The organism is Arthrobacter globiformis, from assembly GCF_030818015.1.
GTDB lineage: Bacteria > Actinomycetota > Actinomycetes > Actinomycetales > Micrococcaceae > Arthrobacter > Arthrobacter globiformis_C.
The window spans coordinates 2,389,010-2,407,863 of sequence record NZ_JAUSZX010000001.1 but is presented as its reverse complement, the minus strand read 5'-3'; the positions used below and the strand labels follow the sequence as shown (position 1 = coordinate 2,407,863).

Below are 18,854 nucleotides of genomic sequence, written 5' to 3'. Positions count from 1 at the left end.
TTCCCGGCTTTAATCAAGCTTCTGTGTAGAGAGCGGGCGGGGCATGCATTTGTGTGCATGCCCCGCCCGGTTGCCTTTGGTACTAGGTGGGTCAGTTTTGAGGTTCTACCGCGTGCTTGGGTACGGCTGCCACCTCGGCTGGGCTCTTGTTCATCTCTGCTGCGACCAGTTTCTTCTGCACCCTGCGCGCCCAGGCGGCAGTCACGATCGGGCAGAGCACTGCGGAGACGACGACCGAGGCTGCGACCAGGACGGTGGCGTGGTCTGCCGCCGGCGCGTAGACGGGGTTGGCCGCGGCGACGATGGCCGGGACGAGGGCCGCGTTGCCGGCTGTGGTTGCTGCGGCGAGGCCGGCCACGCCGTCGCCGCCGGTGAGTTTGTCGGCGAGTAGCAGCACGGCGCCGCCGATGAAGACCACGAACAGGCCGAGTGCGATGCCGAGCAGTCCTGCTTCGACGACGGCGTTGAGGTTGATGGTCAGGCCGAGGGCCAGGCCCAGGAACGGAACCATTGCCGGTACCAGCGGGGCCAGGAGATGCCGCATGTTCTTGTCCAGGTTTCCGAGGAGCATGCCCAGTGCCAGTGGGAGGATGGCGCCGACGAGTGCCTGCCAGGGGAAGGCGGCGAGGCCGGCGATGCCGAGGGTGACCATGGTCAGGAAGGGGCCGGATTCGAGCGAGAGGATGGAGTAGGCTCCGGCGTCGCGTTTGCGGCCGAACTGTCCCATCAGGGAGATGTAGAGGCCGCCGTTGGTGTCGTTCAGGGCGGCGACGAGTGCGAGGGTTGAGAGGCCGGCAAGGATCCCGGTTTCGATGGGCGCTTCGCCGAGGAAGCGTCCGGCGATGACGCCGATCAGGATTGCGAAGAGGATTTTGGAGCCGAGGAGCACGCCGCCCTTTTTGAGGATGTACGGCGTTGATTTGACTTCGAGTGTCGCACCGAGGCATACGAAGAACACGGCAAGGAGGGGCGGAAGGCCGGTGAAGAAGGCTCCGGTGAAGGACCCGAAGAATTTTCCGGCGTCTGGGGCGAGGGTGTGGATGACGGCGCCGATGCCAAGGGGCACCAGCATCATTCCGCCGGGGATTCTTTCCAGGGCTTTCTTGATGGGAATCGACATTGATTTCTCCTCTGAATAACTGGGTGGTTGGGAGCTGCACGGGTCGGACCGTCAGTTCCGGTGAGGGCTGGGGTTAGCCCAGGCCCGGGATGAGCAGGACTTTGCAGGCGTCTCCGGTGAGCAGTTCGACGGCTTCGTCGATTTCGCTGAGCTTCTTGCGGTGGGTGATGAGCCAGTCCAGCTCCAGCTTCCCGGAGTCCAGCAGCAGCAGGCTTTGTTCCCAGGTTTCCCAGAGACGGCGACCGAAGATACCGCGAAGGGTGATGCCTTTTTTGTTGATGTATGCGGCGATGTCGACTTCCGCGGGGCGGCTGGGATGTCCGACGGTGATGACGGTGGCTTCGCGGCGGACGGCCTCGAAGAGGGTCGTCAGGGTGCCGGGCGCTCCTGAGCATTCGAAGGCGACGTCGAAGCCGCCGCGGCGGCCGGTCAGTTCGCGGCAGCGTTCGATGATGCCGTCGTTGGGGTGCAGGGCGGTCGCACCGAGCTTTTCGGCTTGGGCGCGCCGGTAGGGGTTGGGGTCGACGGCGATGACATGGCTGGCGCCCATGAGCAGTGCCAGGTTCACGACGACGAGGCCGACCGGGCCTGCGCCGCTGACGAGCACGGCCCGGCCTGCGACGGAGTAATTGGCGCGCTGGATGGCATGCACGGCCACACCGGCTGCCTCGAGCAAAGCTCCGGATTCGAGGGACAGGCCGGTGGGGAGCTTGACGCAGATGTCCTGCGGCACGGCAGCGTATTCGGCGAAGACGCCGTCGATGTGCATGCCCAAGATCCCGGTGCGTTCGCAGGTGTGGGCGTCTCCGGTGCGGCAGGGGAAGCACTGGCCGCAGGTCAGGTGACTTTCGAGGGCGACCTGGTCGCCAACCTGCAGTCCGGTCACTCCGGGACCGACCTCGACGATGGTTCCTGCGCCTTCGTGGCCGAGGATGACCGGGAGGTTGAGGTTGAACGCCTGGGCAGAGGGGGTCCATTCGTAGAGTTCACGGTCGGTGCCGCACAGGGACGCGGCGCCGACTTCGATGACGACGGAGCCTTCTGTGGCCTTGGGGTCGCCGGCGTCGGTGATGTAGGTTACGCCTCGCTCGGCTGCGTTCTTAACTACTGCCCGCATGGGGGCCGCCTTTCGTTGGTTCTGGTGATGCGTGGAGGAATTGTGTTGGGGGGATCAGCTGGGGAGTTGGCCGGCGAAGCGGCGCAGGATGTCGGTCGGGCCGACCTGTCCGCCCTTGAGCAGCAGGCGGCACCCGCCGACAGCGGAGGCGCCGTCGGCCCGCAGGATTGGGCCGGCTGTGACGAACTGGTCAGAAACGCGCAGCTGGCGTACACCCATGGCGATGAGTGCGTGGCTGGAGGTGTCGCCGCCGCACACGGCGATGTCGCGGGTGAGCCCGGCGTCGGCCATCCGGGCGGCGATGCCGCCGATCAGTGCGCCGACGTAGCCTGCGTCCACCGGTTTGCCGGCGTCGTAGCGGGGGTCTGCCGATCCGCGGGTGGTGTGCACGACGACGTTCCTGCCTGCCCGAAGGGCAGCGGACACCCGTTCATCGAGGGCTGCCACGAGGGTGGTGTCATCGCGTTGCAGCAGTTCGGCAGGGACGGGAACGTCCTCCCAGCCGTTTGAGATGGCGTCGTTGATTTGCTCGGCTGTGGTGCTGGACGCTGAAGCGCTGACGGCGAGAACCGGTCCGGACGGGCGTTGCGGGCCGGGTGTGCGCGGAGGCTGGTCCGAGAGGGACCGTGCCAGTGCTGCCATGATGCCGCCGGATCCCACGACGATCGAGGGTCCGTGGCCGTGTTCTTCCCGAGTGAGTGCTTCTGCGATGGCGTCCATCTGGTGTTCGTCCACGGCGTCGACGACAAAGGCCTGTGCCCCGGGTTCCCGGCGCCGGTCCGCCCAGGAGTCCTTGAAGGTGCCGTCGTCAAAGGCGGGCAGGTGGATCGCCTCGGGCACCTGGGTGCCGCCGAGTTGTTCGGCCAGGACCTGGCGCAGGTCCGCCTCGGACATGGGGGTGGAGGGGTGCCGGGACATGACCGGGTGGCGGTCCAGCCGGTAGATTTTGCCGGCGTAGGTGGCGTAGTGGTTGCTGAAGGCGGTGTACCGGCCGAAGCCCGGCTGGGCGGGCACCACGGGAACGGGGCCGTGCAGGGGGAATTGCTGATGGAGCAGCTGGATCCCGCGGCCGATGCTCCCGACAGTGACGGAGCTGTCGAAGGTGGAGCAGACCTTGTACAGCAGCACGTCCAGATTCAGGGCCGCAATCCCGGCGAGGTCACGGGTTACCAGGGTGTCGAACGCTGTTCCGGACAGGGAGCGGGCCGGTCCTGCGAACCCGACGACGTCGGTGTCCGTGGGCAGCGGCGCGTCCCCGATGACCAGCGCAGCTTCCAGGCCGTAGCGGTGGGACTGGGCCAGGACGTCGGCGGCTCCGGTGAGGTCGTCTGCGACGAAACCGAAAGCTGGCATGTCAGGCACCTTTCCCAAAAGTCTGGACTGCGTGCAGGAGAGCATCGTCCCCCGTTGAGGCGAGTTTGTCGGCTGCCGTCTGCAGCGGAACTCCGTTCACGGCCGCTTTCCACGCCTGGCGCAGGCTCCGCACTCCGGCGCCGGGGCCGTCCGGGTGGGCTGCGACGCCGCCGCCGGCGAGCATCATCAGGTCGGTGGACCCCACCGCGTCGAAGGTGGGGCCGGGAGTGGTGACGTTCTGCCCGGAGGACAACACTGGAAGTGGTGCAATGGTCTGTCCGAGGGGTTCGAGCAGGCTGCGGATGTTGGCCGCGACCTCTTCGTCCAGTTCGTAGAACTTGCTGCCCAGTCCACTGGCATGCAGGTGGTCAGCACCGGCAAGGCGGGCCATTTGCTGCCAGACCCGGTAGTCCATGCCCAGGGCCTTGGACCGCATGGAGGCGGCGAGGCCGGCGCGGTGGCCGTGGATCGGTACCTCGGCGAAGCTGCGCAGCAGGGCCAGGGCTGGGAGCCCCATTACCGGGATGTTCAGCATCACGCAGCGGCCACCGGCTTCAACAACCAGGTCGTGGCGCTTCTGCAGGCTGGCGAGGTCACCGGTGATGTTGAAGGCATACATGGTCGAGTGGCCCGTGACCTGCTCGGCGGCGCGGATTTCTTCGGTGGCGACTGCGACCCGGCGTTCCAAGGGCAGATACGCCGGATCGGTCATGAGCTCGTCGTCTTTGATCAGGTCAATGGACGCCATCGCCAAGTCCCGGACCACCAGCCGGAACTCCTCTTCCGAGAGCCCGACATTGGGTTTGACGATGGTGCCGACCATCACGCCCTGAACGTCACTGATGAGCTTGCGCGTCCCCTCGATGCCGAAGGCCGGGCCAGGGTGGGCGGCCACGAAGTCCTCTGGCAGCTCAATGTCCTGCAACCGGCACGCGTAGAGGTCGCCCAGTTCGAAGAGGTTGCCTGCAATGGCGGTCTGCAGGGTCGCCAGGTCGGTTCCGACGTTCTCCATCGGGAAATCAACGGTCACCAATGCTGCGCGGACTTTTTCCGGGTTAGCCCGTGACGGCAAGGAAGGCCGGCAAAAACCAAGCTCCTGCACATCGGATATCCGGGCGGCGTGCCGTTCCCGGATCCGGGCCGATTCGCCCGGGACCGGCAGGAAGGTGCCGCTGGACTGCTCGCCCGCCATGATGGCGGCGGCCTTCCCGGGGTCAATCTCGGACTCTAGGTAGTAGGTGCAACGCACCGAGCGCGGGTCGCGCATGGATTCTCCAATTCGAGGGGTTTTTGAAACTCACGTATCCGGCTGTCACTTGCAGGTACTTTCACGTCGCTCACGCGCCGATGCGGGCTCAAGTAGGTGACTCGCACTTCGGGTCCACGGCATCTCCTGTGATTCCTAGCCGAAGTTGTACGTACCTTTGATACGTACAATAATGGGTGGTGTGGGTCACGTCAAGGCCGGCTATGCCACTACACGGGCTAGGCAGGCGGCGGGAGGGCTAAGATTTGCACAGCGGCAGAGGAGTTAGCGTGAGTTTGGAACCAGCAGAAACAGCGTCGGAGCCGGCGGGACGCAGCGGTGGTTTAAACCGGGAAGCCGGAGGCCCGCTCCATGCTCAAATTCGGGACATCCTGCACCGGCAGATCGTGGACCTTGCACTGTCCCCGGGCTCCTCGCTGCCCACTGAAGAGGAACTGCAAAGGCAGTTCGGTGTCTCCCGCAGCGTTGTGCGTCAGGCCCTGTCAGGCCTTGCCGACCTCGGCCTGATCCGACGCCAGCGCGGCCGCGGCAGCGTAGTAGCCGCAACGCCCGTCCTCCGCCGGCACGTTCAGCGCGCGGGCGGCCTGGATGAACAGGCAGCCGCACACGGCCAGCGCCTGCGCACTCACGTCCTCACCGTAGAACCATCCGAGCCGCCCCAGGCAGGCATCGAGGCCCTCAATACCACCAACACCTGGAAAATCGAGCGGGTCCGCTACCTCGATGATCTTCCCGTTGCTTTCATGCGGACCTGGGTCCCGCGCGACTTCTTCCCGCACTTCACCGTGGAACTGCTCGAAAACGCGTCACTCCTCAGCCTGATGCGCGACCACGGTTACCACCCCGCCGGAGGACCCCGTCAGGTCCAGGCCGTGTCCTCAGATCCTGACCTGGCGCGGAAACTGAACATCAACACCCGCGAACCACTGCTCCTGCTCCAAGGCGTAACCCGGGACGCTCTCGGCCATGGTCTCGAATGGTTCAATGTCTGGCACAGCCCCAACACCGTCTTCGACGTCGACGCACAAGTCACAACCCAACCGGGACGCGTCTCCCAAGAGCACCTCCGGCGCCTACGAAACCTGACCCAGCAACTCGAATCAGAACTCGCTGATCTTGAACGAGGAGCAGGCTAAAAGCGAGGACCCACTGCAAACGACTTCTGACCTCTGTTGGGACGACTCCTAAACACGACACCCGCTGGAGACCCTTTATACGGCGAACCAGGTCAAATGTCCCACTTGCTGTGTCGCATAAACGATGTGTGGCGGATTCATCGTTGGTTGTGAGACACGTGAGAGCGCCATGCCGAAGCTAATCGGCTACCCACGCCTCTCGACGCGGCAACAGTCCACCGGCGTCAGGTAGTCATTTAGCAGGCTGGCCATGAACGGATATGAAAGAGCATCCATCCAGCAGCGGATCAAAGACGGCGCGCAACGAGAGTACAGCGTGATGAAGTAGACGCCGAACGTTAGCCATGAACAGGTAACGTCCCCAAAACACAGGGTGCAGGATGAAAGGTGGTGTGACCTTGATGGGCCACATATACGGCGATGCCGGCTCCAAGTCAGGCACGGTAACCGGTGTCAAAGCAGCGTCGGGAGTCCGCCGGAACCGGTTCCCTAACAGCTGGGCACAAGTCATGCCGCCCTCCCCCGCACCCACCATGAATAAGCAACAACGCCAACAACAACCGAGAGGGAGAAGCGTTGTGAACACCCAACGACCTAGAAAAGAAACCGGCACCGAATTCTTCTCAGGTCATGTTGCCCAAGCCAAGGAAGCCCATGAACTGGTAACGAACAACAACCCGTCCATCCAGAAAGGCAAGGAGGCGCCGGGCCACACCATCGGCCACCAATGAAAAGGCCCCCGACGGGGCCCTTCACAACACAAATTGTCCACAGTCAGAGGCTAAAAAGCCCCTAAACAGGGGAAACACGTGCCCGAGGTGGGACTCGAACCAGCCTCTTCCCCCGCAAATCCGCCACTCTTTCGAAAACATCCCCAGTCCGGCCCAGTCCGAGGCCGGTACAACCGAATCCGAAGCCCAGGATGTGGACACTGTCCACACCCTCTTTTGTGAGCACTTTGAGCCCCAACCCATCCGAGCTTGACGATCCTTTTGCGGCGCTGGGAATCCCTCTCCACCACCAGCTGCCGCGCAGGCCAACTGAGACGAGACGACGTTCCCAGGCTCAGCCGGAATCCGACTCACGAAATGGGCCGAGCAGTGATGTACTGAGCAAGCCGAGGACTCGGATTCATTGAACGTCATAGCGTTGCGACCTCCCTTCGACCATCTCATGGGCGCAGACAGTAGAAGAGAGCATGACCAGGACTTCGCTCCATAGAGCACGGCACATCCATAAGGCCCCAGCATTTCCCGCATGCACTATCCGCGGTATCTGGCCTTCAGCGCCGTCGGCGGACTGACTTGGGGTACGGGCTTTGTGCTGCTCGGCTACCTGGCCGGCAATTCGTACGAAGCTGTGGCCAAACCGTCGGCAGGGACGTCACCGCTGTCGCCGTCGTCATCGCGATCGTCGCCGTGGCGGTCTGGCGCGTCCGCTCCGAACGCAGAAAAAGGCAACCCACACTCAACCCGCCTGAACACAGCTAGGTGAGAGCGACAAGGCTAACCATGAGAACGACTGGTGCTGGTTGCTTGTTCGGTCATCGGCGGTAGACTTCCCGGGCGCCATAGCTTCTAAGAGAGCGGATGATTCCTCGTTTGCTCCTACCTTCCGCGGTGCGTTTGTCCACGCAGCCCCTGGTTCACGGGGACGATGCCATGCGGACCAGGTCGACCTGACGCAGGGCACGCTTGGCGTTGCGGTCCCCGCCTCGGCTGAGCCAAGCGCCGGTCAGAGTATCTTCGCCCCTCCGCAAAACAAGGGCTTTGCGGAGCTACCAATCCTGCGGCGCAAAGAAGGGCCAGTGAACCCTTGATTGAAATCTGCGGTGATGGTGGTCGGTCCTTGAGGCCAGTATCGGAGCATTATCAACGAAAACCACCTGTTGACGATGTGAAAATGAGGGGTTCCCTAAGGTGACCGATGACCAGGATCTTCCTGTCCTGGCCGACGGCCTGTTTCAGGAGTTGACGGAAGACGCCGGAGAGGCTGTCGCCGGATTATTTATGGAGGAGTACTTCCGGATGCTGCCCGTCCGCGCCGCGAAGATCTTCAAAGGCTGTCCGGCAGGGACGTTGAGCCGACCCTGGAAGCACTCATCAGCCTGAAGCTCAGCTCCGCGATGGCAGGCGCTTTGCGGCTTGAAGAGTACTGACGCGCCTTGGAGAACGCGCTCAAGGACGGCCACGACCCGGACACCTTGGCCGTTCGGGCTGTCCTCTTTGCCAACATCCGGCTGGTAATCCGTGAAGCGTCACGGCGAGGGTACCTGCCATCCCCGGCAGGCACCCAACCCTTGACGGGCCGGAACGCCAACCGCGGTTCCTTGGGCACCCTTTCGGCGAGCAGCGGAGCCGGCGTCCAAGGTGGGCCCATCATTCTTCGGCGGAACTGGTGGAATCCAGCGGCGCCGCTGCGGCAAAAAGCCGCCCCAACCGGGAGGTAGGGGCGGTCCTTTGGCTAGCCAGATTCCGCCGAATTTAGTTCGGCCACCAGCCGATCGTTGCGTAGTTGGTCGAGGTAGTCGAAGAGGAAGTGGTGCTGTCCTGATCCTTCGGTGCGGCGTTAGCCGGAGCGGCAAACCCTGCTACAGCGAGAATGCCGGTCATCAGAAGTGTGGCGGCAAGTTTTTTCATCGCGATGTTCCCCCTTGGTGGTGCTGTGATACGTGTGCACGTATCGGGGTCAGTATATGGCTCCCACCTCAAGTTTCGGCCGGATGATCAGCCCTTTATCGGCCAGCCACCGGTTACGTGTTTCAGTCATAGGGTTAACCAGCTATCCGCAAGGTCCCGGCGAGAAGCTTGTATCCGGCCGCACGGTCGCCTTCACGTCTACCGGACCGGCCGCCGGGCAGCAGCGATGCTACCGGTTCCTGAAGCTGCGGCGTCAACGACACCAGCATCTTCAGTGGCGGCGCACCTGAGAGACCGAAACGCCCGGTGCGCCCACAGAGGAGCCCCGCACAGCCCTCCGCGGGGCTCCTCACTTGCATGGCGGCCGGCAGAAGCGGCGGCCTCGGACTGCAAAGGCCGGCGCTGCTCATGTTGTTTAGTTGCCCGTGGCGTAGAAGTCGCGGAAAACCTGCACGAATACGGGGCGCAGCTGTTTCGGATCGACGGTGCCGTTGGCAGCCCGCTGGATGGCGGCGTCCGCGTCTGCCAGGAAAGCGCCGGGTGATGGATACCCGTCCGGCACGCGGATCATCCAGACGTAGCCTCTGGGCCGGGGCGGAAGGTCGGCGTCCCGGAGGTAGGCATCGATTTCGTCATCGATTATGTCCCGGTCATCTGATGTGAAGGGCTCCATAAAGGGTTCCCGCTCCCCTGCCTGCTCGATGTAGCCTGTCACCGTCCTGCCGGCGTCCGAGGTCGGGTAGCGACGCAGGTTCTCTTCGCCGGCTGCCCATCCCATCAGGGCTCCCCAGCCGTTCTCTGCCAGTTCCAGCCATGATGCTGACGGCGCGGGCTGCTGTACGTCGCTCCACTGGTCACTCCTTGCCGGCCGCGTTGCGCGTGCCTTTGACCCAACGATGGCAGTGCCACGGACTGTCACGCTAGGGATCCAATCCCTTTGAGTTGGCGTTGAAGTGGGCTTGGCCGGCAGAAACAGCCGGTTCAGCCCCCAAGGCACGGTTCGGCGGGTAGCTGACAGATACGGATGCCGATACGCTGCGGGCATGTGGTTCATTGGGGGAAAACACGTCCGCGGCATGACACTCTTACTGGTCATGGCCAGCTTGGCAGGGGTCTTGAGCGCCTGCGCATACACGGACGACGAGGCGGCACCGGCGACCGCCTCACCGCCCGTACCTTCCCGGCCGGCCCCACCTCCCCCGCCCACAGCTGATCCCGCCCTTGCCAAGGAACAGGCAAGCAACCAGACGCAGCTGGACCAGCTCCTCGGCCCGAGACCTTCTGACCTCGTTCTGGGCAGCTCGGGCGGGCTTGGCGGCGATGGGCACCGCACCTCGCTGCCGGGCATACCTGAGGGCCGCTACAAGGTGACCTCTGCATGCGTCGGCGTCACGGATGCAGCCCTTCTCATCGCGCAGCCTGACCGCAGAGGCGGATCAAGCCACGAGCTCGCCCTCAAGTGCGGAACAGCCAGGAGCATGACCGTGAACCTCGAGGCAGGCCAGGTCTTCGCTCATCTGGTGCCCATGACCACCGAGCCGGGCACCGCAGCCGTCGCCGGCTTCTGGCTGGTCCCGGCACCATAGACGAACTACGCTCCGTCGGCGCAGACACCGACCAAGTCCTCGCCAGGGTCGCCACACCCCAAGCATGACCCGTTCCTGTCACATGGGTCCACAGGGGCAGATCTACCGCAGGGCCGCGCGCAGCCTTTCCGAGAGCTCCCCGAGGGATTCCCGCCATTCCGGTTCATCAGCGTCGTCCCACAGCTCGGCGACGTCGGATTCTTCCCCTGCCACGCAGTCGACCGCCTGCAGCGCGAGTTCCACGTCCTCGGGGCCGAGCTCCGCCCCATGAGCGGTCCCCCATGTCGCCACATTCTCCGGTAAGTCACCTGGTGGGTTTCCCTGGCAGGCCGAGATGACCTCCGCGGCGGCGATGGCGACGCTGCCCTCCGGCGCCTCCACGTAGCCGGCATCTGCTTTCGCCAGAGCCCCGCGTACTACCTCTGCCCCGCCGGCTTCGAGTTCATCCAGCCAATCCAGTGCATCGTCATTCTCGAAAGGCAAGAAGCCCCATGCGCCCATCTATTCGTCGCCCTTTCGGTCGCCGGTTAGTACGATCATGGGCTGAGCTTGGCGCCCCACTCCTGCGGTGGAACAACCCTCGTCTGTTGGGAGAACTCCCAACGATGTCCTTCCAGGTCCTCGACGGTGAATTGGCGAAGACCCCAGGGTTTGTCCTCGATCGGCGCGATAGTCTTTGCGCCGGCGGCCTTGGTCCGCTGGTAGCGGCTGTCTATGTCGTCAACTATCGCGATGATTACTGAACTGGTTGCTCCAAGCGTTCGGGGACTGGGCTGGTCCTTGGAGGACTGAGCCAGTTCCACAAAGGCATCACCCAACATCATTTCTGCATGCCGCACAACGCCCTCGGGCGACGTCCAGCGAAGATGCTCGCGAAGACCAAAGACCTCTTTAAGCCATACCAGCGCGCGTTCCACATCGTCGTACCGGGAAGGCATGATCCGCGGGAACCCGTCCGCCGGATCGTAGGAGTGTTTCTGATCCATGGCCCATTCTCGCAGTCAGGAGGCACCGCCAGGAAGGACGACGGTCCACGAGCAAACCCTCAGCTCCGGGAACTGACCGCATCCGTGGACAGTTCAAAAGTCACCCCGGGTGCCGGGAAGTGCACGACGGACCCACCTGGCCGGTTGCACCAAACGCCAGATCACCACGAGAAGGAACGTCACCGCCGGGCCCGGCCAATATTCACAGCGTCGCAAGTCACAGAGCCCCCGCGGACGCCTTCCCCATGGTCCACACCATGCGCTGCCGTGGCACTTCAAAGGCCACTAGGTCTTCTTCAGCAGGAACGACACAGGACCGCACTGCACGGCACCCCTGGGTACAAACAATACGACAGCCCCCTCCCGCGCGGCCGCGAAACACGACGCATCCTGCAGAAGCACAGAGGTGCTCACGGAATGACCGCGGGCACCTTATTGCTCACTCTGAATGTGATCGCTCAGATGCTGGAGTGCGGCGTACTGGTGAATACAACGGCGCCGCCCTTGGCGCTCCAGATGATCTGGCCACCCTGGAACTTCTGCATCATCCTGCCGTCGGGGTCGATGAGTTCGCCGGTCGTCGGGTAGCCGAGAACGCCGTTCTGGGCTGCGGATTTCAGCCAGGCTGTGCGGATGGCACCCTTGGACACCTGGGCGCCGGTCCAAGGCGACCAGACGATCGCTCCTCCGCGGAACGACTGCGTTGCGCCGCCGGCCCGGTCACTTCATCAGAAACAGGCGCGCCCAGAGACCCGGGCGTCCCAAGTCCACCCTCCCATTTGGCCCGGATGGCTCCGACAAGGGCATGCGCGCCGCCTGTGGAAGTCCAGGGAAATGGTTTCACCCTGGTACTTCTGGAAGGTGACGCCGGCGATGCCTGCCTCCAGCATCGTCGGGTATCCGAGTCGGCCCTTCTCGTAGCCGAGCTTGCCGTAGGCCGTGCGGATCGCACCCCGAGAGACCTGCGCGCCGGTCGACGGCGAATAGACCACAAAACCGCGCTGATACTGCCGGTACGCGCCGCCCTCCTTCAGGCCGGTCCGGACCGGGCCCAATGCAGAGCCGAGGTTGTTACCGGCGGCGACTCTGCAGATCTCCTCGTCTAGGGATCGTAGGACTGGGAGCCGGGGCGGGTGTGGTGTTATCCCCGCTACCGCCGCCAGGCGTCACGCCGCCGTAGCCGTCCCCACAGCAGGAGGTTGTACCGTTGGGCGCAGTTTGGCACCCCTCGGCAGCGTGGGCCGGTGCGATGGCCAGGATGGAGCTGCTGAGGAGGCCGAGACCGAGCACGGCGGAAAGAATTTTCAAGCGCATGAATCCCCCATTGAAAATGGCGGGAATGGCCCGGCTGCGGAAATCATAATCTCTCGGCCCGGCCATCCACTTGGCCAGTTGGCAGCCCTGCTCGTCACAGCAAGGTAGCCCGCGAGCGCTTCCTCGCCGCGGTCCGGCTGGCCGAGGGCATCAACTCTGCGCCCTTCTCGGCGATGGCAGTCCCGACGCAGGCAGATGATGTGCCCGGGATACTCCGTCCGTCAGGCACGCGGCGACGGCTGATCAAAGTTCGCTCATGCCCCTTCTCCCCATACTGGCCCCGCAAGTAGACTGCGGGCGGGATACGGCAGCTAATCCGCGGCCGGGCAAAGGCAGGGGGAGCCAATGAGTGATGCGCAGATTCAGCCAGACGGGACAGCCTCGGAGGAGGCGTCGTCCCAGGAACAGGGGTTCTTCTCCGGGGGGTGGAAGCATCCTGTACGGCCCGAGGCTTCGTCCGGGTACAACCGGGACCATTGGCCTGACTACCGACCCTCAGTCAGGTGACGCCCATTCAGCAGCTGATCGGACTTCTGGCCCGCGCCGATCCGGGGTTTGTCGCCGGGGACTTTGCCACCCGCTTCAGGAGTGCGTCCGGGCCGGAGGGCGAGGCGGGCTTTTTCCGGTACTTCCAGGGCGGTTTCTGGGAGGTCAGCATCGACGGCGCCAGGCCGGTCACTGAGGGCTCCGTGGGGCCTGCGTATTGAGCTGGCATCAGGCCGTGTCGAGGAAGCCCCGGGAAGGGCACACTGCCGCCGCGTTATCCCCCGTGGTCCCTCGTGCTGCCGCGGTACTCGACATTCCTGGGCCGGGAACATGATGACTGGAAGCTGGACGCCAGCCGGCCAATCCTGGAGGACAACCGCTCGCTGATCGCTGCGCTAACGAATCTGGAGATCCCCAATACAGCGGCATGCTTACAGTCACCACGGACACCTACACGATCACGTCGGTCGACCTGGACACATGGTGCAGACGCTCGCCATTGTCCGTACAGAGCCGGACGCCGAGGACCTGGCAGTTCTGGAGGACATCAAGGCCAGCATCAAGGCATCAGGTGAGGCCTAGGAGCCCGCTATCCTTGCCCGTTGAGATCCTCAGTCATCCGTTCGGGAAGCTGCCGCTGCTGCGTGCCTGTGCGTCTTGGGGGGCTACCCACCATGGATGACAGCAGTCCCTCGGGCCACGGGAACACCGGAAGGCTCGCCTGGAGGGTCGTGTAGCCATGAACTCCTGCCCAGACTGCGACGGCGACGGCGTCCGTGCTGTCACTGAAGCCCTCCTCACTGCACGCCTGGACGGCATCGTTAAGCATACCGATGGCTTCGGAGGTGCGACCAGTGTAGCCGCTGCCAAGAATGAGCCAGCAGCCGAGGTGAGCGCGGAACAGGACCATCATCGAGACGGGCTCCGGACCGGCCGTCAGGGCGGTGACACGAAGTTCGGCCCCGCCGCTGAATCCATTAACAATCGGCACTCTAGGAGGCTGAAGTTCGCCCTGATGGTTTTCGGGCGGCCGGCTGCAGGGACCGGAGTCTCCTGCCCTTGCTTCCGGCGCTGTATCGGCCGTTACCGGCGATAACAGGCGTGTGGAGAAAAGGCCACAAACGTCTTTCGGCACCCCCGAAATGGGCCCCGGAATTACGCTCCCGTGATCGGATTCCCAGCCGCTTAACGGTTGCACGAAGAACCGGAAACAACCCTCGTTTCCGGCTTTTGGCGCTCCTACGCTTGAGTCATCCAATCACTCACACCCGTAAGGGGTACCCACATGAAAAAACTAAGCGCCTGGTTGACAGCCATCGTCATAGCCCTCGGGCTGGGCCTGCTGGCTCCGGGATCCTCCTCCGCAGCCTCTACCTGCGCGCTGGCCTGGGGCTCGCTGGCCAAGTCCAACCCGGCCATGAGCGCCGCATCGGTAACCAACGTTCGCTCAGGAAAGTACTCCTGCTTCGACCGCCTGGTGGTCGACATCAACGGGAAGGGAACCGGCTACAACGTCCGCTACGTCTCAAATGTTGTACAGGACGGGTCCGGGCGGCCCATCAAGCTGCGGGGCGGTGCATTCCTGCAGGTCACCGCCCACTCACCCAGCTATGACAACGCCACGGGCAAGGCCACTTTCGTGCCGGCCAACCGCTCCGAGGTCACCAACGTTTCGACGTACAAGACGTTCAGGCAGGTTGCCTGGGCAGGCAGCTTCGAGGGCCACACCACCCTGGGCCTCGGCGTCCGTGCCCGGCTGCCCTTCAAGGTCTTCACCCTTGCAGGTCCCGGCAACGGATCCCGGCTCGTGATCGACGTCGCCCACCAATGGTGACAGCTAAAGCCAGATAAGTAGCGGTGCCCCGCTCCCAGAAGGGAGGCGGGGCCCGCTTTGCCTGTACGGTGCGGCGACGCATCATTGGACAAGCTAGGGGCTAGGAACGGCCTTCACCGTCCCTTCACTTCGAGGACATCGAAGACCCTGCGGAGCAGCGCCAGGGCGAGGCTCCACCCCCGGTGTACTCGACGATCTGGCGGAACAAGGCCTGCTGCACATCAGTGGGTGGCTTCATGCCGTCAGCCTAGCCAGACACGGTTTCAGGTGCGCGCGCATCATCCACCGCCCAGCATCAGGTCTCATGGTCCCCTAGCCGGTCCTCGAGCAACTTTAGGCCGGTATCACCGGCCGCCACATGGAGCGGCCGCTCATCCGTTTCGAGGGCAATGAAGCTCCGGCCCCATTTCAACTCCGGGGGTCTCTTGGCCGGCGGTTGGACCGGGCCTTCGAGGATGACATCGGAGAACGTTCTGATCGCGCCGGCTGGCCTGCCTTCGGCGCCAAAATCCGGCTGGAACCTGACCGCCCCTCGGCTCACTTCGGCAAGCCCAGGCAACCAGCGGCTGCGGAGGGAACCCGGTTGGGAATTGGGATAGCGGACCGCGCATTGGATGATGCCACGTTCTGCATCACGTGCCACGCGCTCCTTCCTCTCAGGCACCGCGAGCCGGACAACCAGGAGAGCGGCCAAGCCCCCCTCTAATGGTTATGCGCATGGAAACCCCAGAAACCGAGAGCATCACGGAGCAGGCTCGACGTGAACACAGGCAGAAGGATCAGCTACCAATACGACCCTGCCGCGATCTTTTCCCACCTGCCCCGAGGTGGGATGTTGAGCCTCTCCCCTGCCATGCCAGAATCCTACGGCTTGCTCCGCCTATCCTGCCTGCCGTATGTGGCCGGAGATCTGTGCGGTTAGCCAGCCGAGCTGCTGGCCGGTGCCCGAGGCCTTCATGGGGATTCGTGCTCCCACGGGCTGTTGTACACCGCGTACCGGTACCGCTCTCCAGCCAGAACGACCAGCTTCACGTTCTCCAGCCGGGCGAGTTCGACCTCAAGCTGGGCTTGGACCGTGTCGCACCACTGGTGGATCGGCGGGCTGGTGCGGTAGTTCGTCCCCAGCTTCATGTCTAAGGATCGATGACGGTGTCCGGATGCACCAGGTGGTGTTTGGCGGACAGGATGTACCAGCGGTCGCATGTCCGATCCGCATAAGCTGCAGCCTTCTTGAAGAGTTGGGAGATACATCTCCCGTGCCGGGGCTGTGCGACGCAGCTTCTGCGAAGCGCAACCGACCATGGCGCTCGATGAGGGATTGGGCTAACTCCCGGGCTATTTTGGCCGCCTCTCGATCGCCTTCCATGGCGGAGATGATGGAGCCTTTCAGGAGGAGGTGCCATGCCCGGGCAAACATCTCGGAGTCCTCTAGTCCGGCGTCTTCGGCCAGGTCCTGGACATGCCCGCGGATCCTGGCCAACGCCGACGCCTGAGCGGAGCTGGCCGACACCGCCATGGTCCACGCCCTGCGGGAGAACGAAACCGCCGGACACTGATCAGAGTCCCCGGTACGCCTCCCGGGTCAGGCATGCCCCTTCAGGTAATCTTCACCCGAAAAGGAGCATGTGGAGGCGTTCCTCCTGGAGACGAGGAGACGATGAGAGTCCCGGGGCAGGTCGTGGTGGACGGCAAGAAAACTTGCAGCGTATGCAAGCAGCTGTCCCGGGCTGGCTGCCGCCCAACTGGAGGGACGGCCGCCTGATCTATGCCCTGCCCATCAACACGCCGACGCGGTGGATCGACCTGACGGCAGCCGAGTCGATCGCTTCACTGAACCGGCACCTCGGGCAGCAACTGGACGAAGCCGACGGCATCCCCGCCATCACGTTGGCCACCCTTGCGGGAGAAGACCGTGAAGCAACCACCGCCATCGCCGAGTGGCTCCGCGAACAGGTCCTTGACGACGGAAACTACGCCGCCGGCGTCCCGGCACACTCAAAATATGGTGGAGGCATGGGCTGGGGGCCTACCCGAACCGTGGGAGGAGGCTAGTGGTTAGTGGGTCTACGAGTTAGACCCCTGCGGCTGGCAAAGATCGGCGATAAGTCCCATTCCGGCGTACTCGCGTACCGCGACAATGCCTGCGATAGCTGCTGGCTTATCGCCAAAGTCCCTGGAGACGGCCATCACGGTTCCGTCGGGTGCCTTGATCCGGAATCTGAAGTGCGACTGCGCATCGACGAACAGTTCAATGGTGCCGGCCATGTGTATCCAAAATGATAATTGCCTACCTCAAGTAGCTAACTCAGCAAGGCTTGGCGGGATCTTGTCGCCCTCCGGTTTCACCACTCCACGAACAGTAGATAGGAGTGGAACGGGCAGGTGAGAGAAGAACCGTACCGGCGCCCCCCAAGCACTCACACCGGCACGGTCCTCGCTCCATTGCAGAACACTATTCCAGGCGAAAGAGCCCCCCACCGGGACCAGTCTAACTGAAAAAGGCGGGTGAAACAATACGGTCGACCGGTTATGGCTCGAATGGCCTTCACTTTCCGTGAGGAGAGAAACGTGGCGGCATCTGCTGAAGCAGCGCTTTACCCGTTGCCGACAGGGAAGTCAGCGGATACCAATGCGGACAGGACCTCGGGGTCCGTCGGGAAGTCCTCATGCATGATCCCGGGCAGCAGGATGGCCCACATTTCTTCGATGCGCTGCAGTACGTCTGCACGGCGAGTCAGAATGCCCGATACCATCTGAACTCCCGTGAACGATGCGACCAGAAATCGCGCAAGCTCAGCCGGGGCCACGGAAGACCGGATCTGCCGTTCCTTCTGGCCCTGATCGGCCAGCTTTTCCATCGTGGCGATCCAGTCTTCGTACGGTCCGGTCACTGGATCGCCGAACGCGGTCGCTTCAAGCGTCAGGCGGATACCCGCCCTGACAATCGGTTCGTGGACGAGCTTGAGCCCGAACGCGCGGCACATCAGGATCATCGTTGTCAGGGCAGGTTGGCGCTCACCGAGGATGCCCTCGCTCTCCGCGACGACGATGCGGTGCTGCTCGTCAATCACGGCCTTGGCCAGCTCCTCCTTGGATTTGAAATGGAAGTAGAGGGCACCTTTGGTCACCCTGGCCGCGTCAGAGACTTGGCTCAGGCTGGCATTGCCATAGCCTCGCTCCTCAAAGACTGTTGCAGCCCCGGCAATGATGGCCTCACGGGTTGCCTTTGCGCGATCCTGAAGGACCATCAATAAACCCTCAACTCTAGTCAGAGGCATGTTTCCAGGACGCTCACTCCGCCTTCGGGGCGCCAGCGCCAGTGCGGGCGAGGGTTTCTGAGCGGAGCCAGCGGTTAGGTCGGACGCCGGACCCGCCCAGGCGCTGAAGGCAACGTCACAAGTGTCCTGGTTTCGATCCTAGCAAGACGGTACTGGACCTCGTCGGCAAAGCTGAGCTTGATTAAGTTCCCTTCCCAGTGGCCGGGAAGGGGACTTAATCATCGGTTCGACAGCATCGAAGTCCGCGATCCGGACCCTCGTCGAACGCACCACGGGATACGTGATGTTGCTGCATCTGCCCGAGGACCACACCGCCCGCACCGTCGCCGAGGCCATGATCACCGCGATGAATACCCTCCCCGAGCAGCTGCGCCGTTCGACGACCTGGGATCAAGGAGCGGAGATGTTCCCGGCATCAGGAGATCACGATGGCAACCGGTATGCCAGTCTACTTCTGCGACCCACATTCGCCCTGGCAGCGCGGCAGCAACGAAAACACCCAGGCTCCTCCGCGGGTACTTCCCGAAAAGCACCGACCTGTCCTTCCACGGGCCCGGAATCCTCGAGAACGTCGCCGCGGAACGCAGCCGCTGGCCACACAAACGACACGGCTACCGAACGCCCGCAGAAGTCCTCGCCGAGCTAGTCTCGAAGCCATCAACTAAACCCGGTGTTGCAGGCACCACTTGAATCCGCCCCGGGCGATTTTCGAGACACCGAACCGGATTGGAGAAGGAA

22 protein-coding genes and 2 pseudogenes are annotated in these 18,854 nt (G+C 63.5%); 8 read left to right on the top strand and 16 right to left on the bottom strand.

The window, feature by feature from the left end:
- Positions 1–91: 91 nt before the first annotated feature.
- From QFZ23_RS11150 to QFZ23_RS11135, 4 genes are all read right to left on the bottom strand, one after another.
- A complete protein-coding gene (locus QFZ23_RS11150; protein ID WP_306922939.1) occupies positions 92–1,120 on the bottom strand; it encodes a 2-keto-3-deoxygluconate permease in 1,029 nt (342 codons plus the stop codon).
- A gap of 73 nt (positions 1,121–1,193) precedes the next feature.
- Complete coding sequence (locus QFZ23_RS11145) at positions 1,194–2,237, bottom strand: zinc-dependent alcohol dehydrogenase (protein ID WP_306922938.1); 1,044 nt, start codon at positions 2,235–2,237, stop codon at positions 1,194–1,196.
- Positions 2,238–2,291: 54 nt separating this feature from the next.
- Positions 2,292–3,590, bottom strand: coding sequence for a four-carbon acid sugar kinase family protein (locus QFZ23_RS11140; protein ID WP_306922936.1), 1,299 nt, complete (start codon positions 3,588–3,590; stop codon positions 2,292–2,294).
- Between the two features lies 1 nt (position 3,591).
- Positions 3,592–4,857 carry a RuBisCO large subunit C-terminal-like domain-containing protein gene (locus tag QFZ23_RS11135; protein WP_306922935.1) on the bottom strand — a complete coding sequence of 422 codons (1,266 nt, stop codon included), beginning with the start codon at positions 4,855–4,857 and terminating at the stop codon, positions 3,592–3,594.
- Positions 4,858–5,126: 269 nt separating this feature from the next.
- Between QFZ23_RS11135 and QFZ23_RS11130 the strand changes: the two genes are divergently transcribed.
- The 3 genes from QFZ23_RS11130 to QFZ23_RS11120 all read left to right on the top strand — a co-directional run bounded on the left by QFZ23_RS11130 (position 5,127) and on the right by QFZ23_RS11120 (position 8,104).
- Positions 5,127–5,993, top strand: a complete 867-nt coding sequence (locus tag QFZ23_RS11130) for a GntR family transcriptional regulator (RefSeq protein ID WP_306922933.1) — start codon at positions 5,127–5,129, stop codon at positions 5,991–5,993.
- 578 nt (positions 5,994–6,571) lie between these two features.
- Positions 6,572–6,724 (top strand): hypothetical protein, encoded by a 153-nt coding sequence (locus QFZ23_RS11125; RefSeq protein ID WP_306922931.1) that lies wholly within the window; start codon positions 6,572–6,574, stop codon positions 6,722–6,724.
- A 1,188-nt stretch (positions 6,725–7,912) separates the two neighbouring features.
- A complete protein-coding gene (locus QFZ23_RS11120) occupies positions 7,913–8,104 on the top strand; it encodes a hypothetical protein (protein WP_306922930.1) in 192 nt (63 codons plus the stop codon).
- A gap of 372 nt (positions 8,105–8,476) precedes the next feature.
- Here QFZ23_RS11120 and QFZ23_RS11115 read toward each other — a convergent pair whose 3' ends face one another.
- Positions 8,477–8,632 (bottom strand): hypothetical protein, encoded by a 156-nt coding sequence (locus QFZ23_RS11115; protein WP_306922928.1) that lies wholly within the window; start codon positions 8,630–8,632, stop codon positions 8,477–8,479.
- Between the two features lie 415 nt (positions 8,633–9,047).
- Positions 9,048–9,677 (bottom strand): DUF5956 family protein, encoded by a 630-nt coding sequence (locus tag QFZ23_RS11110; RefSeq protein ID WP_306922927.1) that lies wholly within the window; start codon positions 9,675–9,677, stop codon positions 9,048–9,050.
- Here QFZ23_RS11110 and QFZ23_RS11105 point away from each other — a divergent pair.
- Positions 9,676–10,218: a hypothetical protein gene (locus QFZ23_RS11105; protein ID WP_306922925.1), complete on the top strand. Its 543-nt coding sequence runs from the start codon at positions 9,676–9,678 to the stop codon at positions 10,216–10,218. The genes QFZ23_RS11110 and QFZ23_RS11105 overlap by 2 nt on opposite strands.
- A 102-nt stretch (positions 10,219–10,320) precedes the next feature.
- On the opposite strand, the gene QFZ23_RS11100 is transcribed toward QFZ23_RS11105, so the two are convergent.
- From QFZ23_RS11100 to QFZ23_RS23725, 5 genes and pseudogenes are all read right to left on the bottom strand, one after another.
- Positions 10,321–10,719, bottom strand: coding sequence for a DUF4259 domain-containing protein (locus QFZ23_RS11100; RefSeq protein WP_306922923.1), 399 nt, complete (start codon positions 10,717–10,719; stop codon positions 10,321–10,323).
- A 35-nt stretch (positions 10,720–10,754) separates the two neighbouring features.
- Complete coding sequence (locus QFZ23_RS11095) at positions 10,755–11,204, bottom strand: VOC family protein (protein ID WP_306922921.1); 450 nt, start codon at positions 11,202–11,204, stop codon at positions 10,755–10,757.
- A 458-nt stretch (positions 11,205–11,662) separates the two neighbouring features.
- Positions 11,663–11,824: a hypothetical protein gene (locus QFZ23_RS11090; RefSeq protein WP_306926803.1), complete on the bottom strand. Its 162-nt coding sequence runs from the start codon at positions 11,822–11,824 to the stop codon at positions 11,663–11,665.
- Positions 11,813–11,911, bottom strand: a pseudogene (locus tag QFZ23_RS11085) (hypothetical protein); the annotation flags it as partial. The pseudogene QFZ23_RS11085 and the gene QFZ23_RS11090, both read right to left, overlap by 12 nt.
- A gap of 21 nt (positions 11,912–11,932) precedes the next feature.
- Positions 11,933–12,259 carry an LGFP repeat-containing protein gene (locus QFZ23_RS23725; protein WP_373427872.1) on the bottom strand — a complete coding sequence of 109 codons (327 nt, stop codon included), beginning with the start codon at positions 12,257–12,259 and terminating at the stop codon, positions 11,933–11,935.
- Between the two features lie 762 nt (positions 12,260–13,021).
- Here QFZ23_RS23725 and QFZ23_RS11080 point away from each other — a divergent pair.
- Entirely contained in the window at positions 13,022–13,225 is a 204-nt protein-coding gene (locus QFZ23_RS11080; RefSeq protein ID WP_306922919.1) for a hypothetical protein, read from the top strand.
- A 368-nt stretch (positions 13,226–13,593) separates the two neighbouring features.
- On the opposite strand, the gene QFZ23_RS11075 is transcribed toward QFZ23_RS11080, so the two are convergent.
- Entirely contained in the window at positions 13,594–13,995 is a 402-nt protein-coding gene (locus tag QFZ23_RS11075; protein WP_306922917.1) for a hypothetical protein, read from the bottom strand.
- Positions 13,996–14,289: 294 nt separating this feature from the next.
- Here QFZ23_RS11075 and QFZ23_RS11070 point away from each other — a divergent pair, with 294 nt between their 5' ends.
- Positions 14,290–14,838, top strand: coding sequence for an AMIN-like domain-containing (lipo)protein (locus QFZ23_RS11070; RefSeq protein ID WP_306922915.1), 549 nt, complete (start codon positions 14,290–14,292; stop codon positions 14,836–14,838).
- Between the two features lie 954 nt (positions 14,839–15,792).
- On the opposite strand, the gene QFZ23_RS11065 is transcribed toward QFZ23_RS11070, so the two are convergent.
- Entirely contained in the window at positions 15,793–15,969 is a 177-nt protein-coding gene (locus QFZ23_RS11065; RefSeq protein WP_306922913.1) for a hypothetical protein, read from the bottom strand.
- Positions 15,970–15,971: 2 nt separating this feature from the next.
- Positions 15,972–16,241 carry a DUF6884 domain-containing protein gene (locus QFZ23_RS23720; RefSeq protein WP_373427871.1) on the bottom strand — a complete coding sequence of 90 codons (270 nt, stop codon included), beginning with the start codon at positions 16,239–16,241 and terminating at the stop codon, positions 15,972–15,974.
- A gap of 304 nt (positions 16,242–16,545) precedes the next feature.
- Between QFZ23_RS23720 and QFZ23_RS11060 the strand changes: the two genes are divergently transcribed.
- Positions 16,546–16,890: a hypothetical protein gene (locus QFZ23_RS11060; protein WP_306922911.1), complete on the top strand. Its 345-nt coding sequence runs from the start codon at positions 16,546–16,548 to the stop codon at positions 16,888–16,890.
- Between the two features lie 12 nt (positions 16,891–16,902).
- Here the strand turns inward: QFZ23_RS11060 and QFZ23_RS11055 are convergent, their stop codons facing one another.
- Complete coding sequence (locus QFZ23_RS11055; RefSeq protein ID WP_306922909.1) at positions 16,903–17,103, bottom strand: YegP family protein; 201 nt, start codon at positions 17,101–17,103, stop codon at positions 16,903–16,905.
- Between the two features lie 329 nt (positions 17,104–17,432).
- On the bottom strand, positions 17,433–18,086 hold the full coding sequence (locus QFZ23_RS11050) for a ScbR family autoregulator-binding transcription factor (RefSeq protein WP_306926801.1): 654 nt from the start codon (positions 18,084–18,086) through the stop codon (positions 17,433–17,435).
- Between the two features lie 217 nt (positions 18,087–18,303).
- Here QFZ23_RS11050 and QFZ23_RS23855 point away from each other — a divergent pair.
- Positions 18,304–18,806: pseudogene (locus QFZ23_RS23855) on the top strand (IS30 family transposase); the annotation flags it as partial.
- Positions 18,807–18,854 lie beyond the last annotated feature (48 nt).

What these genes read in the sequence shown, in the direction of transcription:
- QFZ23_RS11150 (WP_306922939.1), bottom strand. Translation starts at nt 1,120, where the DNA reads ATGTCGATTCCCATCAAGAAAGCCCTGGAAAGAATCCCCGGCGGAATG.
- QFZ23_RS11145 (WP_306922938.1), bottom strand. Translation starts at nt 2,237, where the DNA reads ATGCGGGCAGTAGTTAAGAACGCAGCCGAGCGAGGCGTAACCTACATC.
- QFZ23_RS11140 (WP_306922936.1), bottom strand. Translation starts at nt 3,590, where the DNA reads ATGCCAGCTTTCGGTTTCGTCGCAGACGACCTCACCGGAGCCGCCGAC.
- QFZ23_RS11135 (WP_306922935.1), bottom strand. Translation starts at nt 4,857, where the DNA reads ATGCGCGACCCGCGCTCGGTGCGTTGCACCTACTACCTAGAGTCCGAG.
- QFZ23_RS11115 (WP_306922928.1), bottom strand. Translation starts at nt 8,632, where the DNA reads ATGAAAAAACTTGCCGCCACACTTCTGATGACCGGCATTCTCGCTGTA.
- QFZ23_RS11105 (WP_306922925.1), top strand. Translation starts at nt 9,676, where the DNA reads ATGTGGTTCATTGGGGGAAAACACGTCCGCGGCATGACACTCTTACTG.
- QFZ23_RS11110 (WP_306922927.1), bottom strand. Translation starts at nt 9,677, where the DNA reads ATGCCCGCAGCGTATCGGCATCCGTATCTGTCAGCTACCCGCCGAACC.
- QFZ23_RS11100 (WP_306922923.1), bottom strand. Translation starts at nt 10,719, where the DNA reads ATGGGCGCATGGGGCTTCTTGCCTTTCGAGAATGACGATGCACTGGAT.
- QFZ23_RS11095 (WP_306922921.1), bottom strand. Translation starts at nt 11,204, where the DNA reads ATGGATCAGAAACACTCCTACGATCCGGCGGACGGGTTCCCGCGGATC.
- QFZ23_RS11070 (WP_306922915.1), top strand. Translation starts at nt 14,290, where the DNA reads ATGAAAAAACTAAGCGCCTGGTTGACAGCCATCGTCATAGCCCTCGGG.
- QFZ23_RS11065 (WP_306922913.1), bottom strand. Translation starts at nt 15,969, where the DNA reads ATGAAGCTGGGGACGAACTACCGCACCAGCCCGCCGATCCACCAGTGG.
- QFZ23_RS23720 (WP_373427871.1), bottom strand. Translation starts at nt 16,241, where the DNA reads ATGGCACCTCCTCCTGAAAGGCTCCATCATCTCCGCCATGGAAGGCGA.
- QFZ23_RS11060 (WP_306922911.1), top strand. Translation starts at nt 16,546, where the DNA reads ATGCAAGCAGCTGTCCCGGGCTGGCTGCCGCCCAACTGGAGGGACGGC.
- QFZ23_RS11055 (WP_306922909.1), bottom strand. Translation starts at nt 17,103, where the DNA reads ATGGCCGGCACCATTGAACTGTTCGTCGATGCGCAGTCGCACTTCAGA.
- QFZ23_RS11050 (WP_306926801.1), bottom strand. Translation starts at nt 18,086, where the DNA reads ATGGTCCTTCAGGATCGCGCAAAGGCAACCCGTGAGGCCATCATTGCC.